Source organism: Actinopolyspora mortivallis, from assembly GCF_003001495.1.
In the GTDB taxonomy this organism is placed as follows: Bacteria; Actinomycetota; Actinomycetes; order Mycobacteriales; family Pseudonocardiaceae; genus Actinopolyspora; species Actinopolyspora mortivallis_A.
On sequence record NZ_PVSR01000079.1, the window covers coordinates 1 to 2393 of the forward strand.

The window sequence follows — 2393 nt, forward strand, 5'->3', positions numbered from 1 at the left end:
CGCCGCCCCCCGACAGCTGACCGCCACCCTGCAACTCGACGACGGCTCGAACCGCTCGTACACCCTGCAGCACGGCAGCAACGTGATCGGGCGAGGCCAGGACGGGCAGTTCCGGTTGCCCGACACCGGTGTCTCGCGCAGGCACATCGAGATCCACTGGGACGGGCAGGCCGCCATGCTGGCCGACCTCGGTTCCACCAACGGAACCACGGTCAACGGCACCCCGGTGCAGACCTGGCAACTGGCGGATGGCGACGTCATCCGCATCGGCCACTCGTCGCTGGTGTTCCGGGCGCACGGGTGACCCGTTTCACACGACCACGAGAGGCCGACCGACGAGGTAGGAGCGTCCCCGACAAGTGTCCGAGCTGGTGATTCAGCTGACCAGAGTAGGGTTTCTCGCCCTGCTCTGGTTGTTCGTACTGGCAGCACTGCGCGTGGTGCGTTCCGACCTGCGGTCGGCCTCCGGACTGAAGGTGCCCGTACCGGGCTCCGAGAAGAAGGCCTCCGGCAAACAGCCCCGCACCGCACCGAAGTCGAAGTCACCGCGCCAGCTGGTGGTCACCGAGGGTGCGTTGGCGGGAACCCGTATCACACTGGAAGGTCGCCCCATCATGATCGGTCGCGCCGACGACTCCACGCTCGTCCTGGACGACGACTACGCCTCGACGCGGCACGCGAGGCTGTCGATGCAGGGCCAGGACTGGTATGTGGAAGACCTTGGCTCCACCAACGGCACATACCTCGATCGGGCTAAGGTCTCGGGGCCGACCAAGGTTCCGATCGGAACTCCCGTCCGCATCGGCAAGACCGTGATCGAGCTGCGCTCATGACCCTCGTTCTCCACTACGCGGCCCGCAGCGACCGGGGCCTGGTTCGTTCCAACAACCAGGACTCGGTCTACGCCGGCCCACGACTCCTCGCCCTCGCGGACGGCATGGGTGGCCACGCGGCAGGTGAGGTGGCCAGCAAGGTCGTCATCGCCGCGCTCGCCCCGCTGGACGACGACGAGCCGGGCGACGACCTGCTCGGTCATCTGCACGGTGCCATGCTGTCCGGCAACAACGCGATCTCGGAGCTGGTCGCCAGCGATCCGGATCTCGACGGGATGGGCACGACCCTGACCGCGATGCTGTTCGCGGGCAGCAAACTCGGGCTGATCCACATCGGCGACTCCCGGGCCTACCAGGTCAGGAACGGCGAGCTCACCCAGATCACCCACGACGACACCTTCGTGCAGTCGCTGATCGACGAGGGCAGGATCACCGAGGAGGAGGCCGCCAGCCACCCGCAACGCTCGCTGTTGCTGCGCGCGCTCACCGGGCACGAGGTCGAACCCAGCCTCGCCGTCCGTGAGGCCCGCGCCGGGGACCGCTACCTGCTCTGCTCCGATGGTCTGTCCAGTGTGGTCAGCGAAGAGACCATTTCCGAGGCACTGCGGATCGACGACCCGCAGCAGTCCGCCGACAGGCTGATCGAGCTCGCCCTGCGGGGCGGGGGGCCGGACAACGTCACCGTGATCGTGGCCGACGTGGTCGACGTGGAGTTCGGCGACGACGCCCCGATCGTGGCCGGTGCCGCCGGCTTCGGCGAGCAGCAGACCCACCCACAGCCCGACTCGGCGGCGGCCCGGGCCTCCGCCGCCACCCGCCCCCCGCAGGAACCGCAGCGGGGCGAGGCCACGAGTCCGCCCCCGGACCCTCCACGACGCAGGCGGTGGTTACGGGGCATGGTGATCGCCTGTGGCGTGCTGGCACTGTTCGCGGGTCTGGTGTTCGCGGGCCGGTGGTGGGTGTTCAGCCAGTTCTACGTGGGAGTGGACCAGTCCCGGAACGTGGCCATCTTCCAGGGCGTGCGGGGAAGTGTGCTCGGAGTCAGCCTCAACCGGCGCCTGGAGGGATCCTGCCCTCCCAGCGCCGCCGAAGGGTGCGAGCCCATCGGCGTCAAGGATCTGAAGGAGGCGCAGCGCTCCAACGTGACCGACGGGATCACCCAGCTCAACAGCCTGGAGGACGCCCGCCAGACGGTGCACCGGCTGCGCCTGACCGCCCTGCTTCCCCCGTGCGAGTCCACCGAGAACGAGAAGGACGAGCAGAGCGAGAACGGAAACAACCCCGAGGAGGACGGGGGCGGCGACTCCGGAAACGAGCAGGCCTCCGGTGACTCCGCGACCTCGGCGCCCCCACAGCAGGACGAAAACCGTCCCCCCGAGGGGAGCTCCGCCCGGAACACGCCGGAGAAGACCCAGCCCGAGGGAACCCCGCTGCGATCCGAGGAGCCGAACCCGGGTGTCAACTGCCGGACGGTGAGCTGATGGCCAGCACAGCGACCGACCCAGGAAAGCCGCACCTGCCGGGCACGGGAGCTCGGGAGGAGTCGACCCCGTCCCAACC

Annotated in this window: 3 protein-coding genes; all 3 read left to right on the forward strand. The window is 69.0% G+C overall.

The genetic code is table 11. From position 1 onward, the window contains the following. On the forward strand, positions 1–304 hold a 304-nt coding region (locus CEP50_RS19675; protein WP_146134874.1), incomplete at its 5' end, for an FHA domain-containing protein. A gap of 55 nt (positions 305–359) precedes the next feature. Continuing rightward, entirely contained in the window at positions 360–833 is a 474-nt protein-coding gene (locus CEP50_RS19680; RefSeq protein WP_106115401.1) for an FHA domain-containing protein FhaB/FipA, read from the forward strand. Beyond that, a complete protein-coding gene (locus CEP50_RS19685) occupies positions 830–2314 on the forward strand; it encodes a PP2C family protein-serine/threonine phosphatase (protein WP_106115402.1) in 1485 nt (494 codons plus the stop codon). Before CEP50_RS19680 ends, CEP50_RS19685 begins: the two co-directional genes overlap by 4 nt. Positions 2315–2393: the final 79 nt, after the last annotated feature.

Excerpts from the sequence above, each read along its gene's own strand:
- CEP50_RS19685 (WP_106115402.1), top strand. The coding sequence starts at position 830 with ATGACCCTCGTTCTCCACTACGCGGCCCGCAGCGACCGGGGCCTGGTT.